The 737-nt window shown below is 62.7% G+C and carries 1 protein-coding gene; it reads left to right on the top strand.

Annotation, left to right across the window (positions count from 1 at the left end; genetic code table 11):
- Positions 1-14: 14 nt before the first annotated feature.
- Positions 15-737, top strand: a 723-nt coding sequence (locus tag JF66_RS23375) for an HNH endonuclease signature motif containing protein (protein WP_231556543.1), incomplete at its 3' end; no start/stop codon positions are given.

Genomic DNA, 737 nt, shown 5'->3' with positions numbered 1-737 from the left:
TGCAGCCCAACGGCATGAAACGCTACATTCTCGACGCCGACCCGGTGTCGGCCGCGTTCCTGGACACGGCGATCGACGGAATGGTCAGTGCGGAACTGCGCAAGCCACGGTTTGAAGCGAAGGAAGACCCGGACGGGTGCGGTGACAACCACGAGATCATCGGGGACGGTCGCACAATGCCGCAGCTCAACTTCGACGCCTTCGTCGACATCGTGCGCCACGCCCTCTCCTGCACGGAAGGCCTCGGTGCCCTGGATCACACGACGATCATCGTGCGCATGTCCCTCGAATCCCTACAGACTGGGCTCGGTGAGGCCCAGCTCGACGGGATCGAGCAGCCGATCTCGGCGTTCACGGCCAGGAAGATGGCCGCGGAGGCGTGCTTGATCCCGATGGTGCTCGGCGGGAAAAGCGAGGTACTTGATTTCGGCCTGGGGAAGCGCCTGTTTACGAGGGCACAGAAGCTCGCGGCGATCGAACGAGACGGCGGGTGCGCCACCGCCGGATGTAACCGGCCGCCGAGCTACGCCGAAGGCCATCACATCATTTGGTACAAATCGCAGGACGGGCCGACGAATCAATCGAACATTTTGATGCTGTGCAGTGCTTGCCATCACAGGATTCATCGCGAAGGCTGGGACATCGTCGTCACAGACAACGTGGTCTACTTCATCCCGCCCGCTACCGTCGACCCGAAGAGAACTCCCCGACGCGGCGGACGCCCACCGGTACCGACA

The organism is Cryobacterium sp. MLB-32, assembly GCF_000738085.1.
Classification (GTDB): Bacteria; Actinomycetota; Actinomycetes; order Actinomycetales; family Microbacteriaceae; genus Cryobacterium.
The sequence above is the reverse complement of the archived record's forward strand: the minus strand, read 5'-3'. Positions and strand labels throughout refer to the sequence as shown.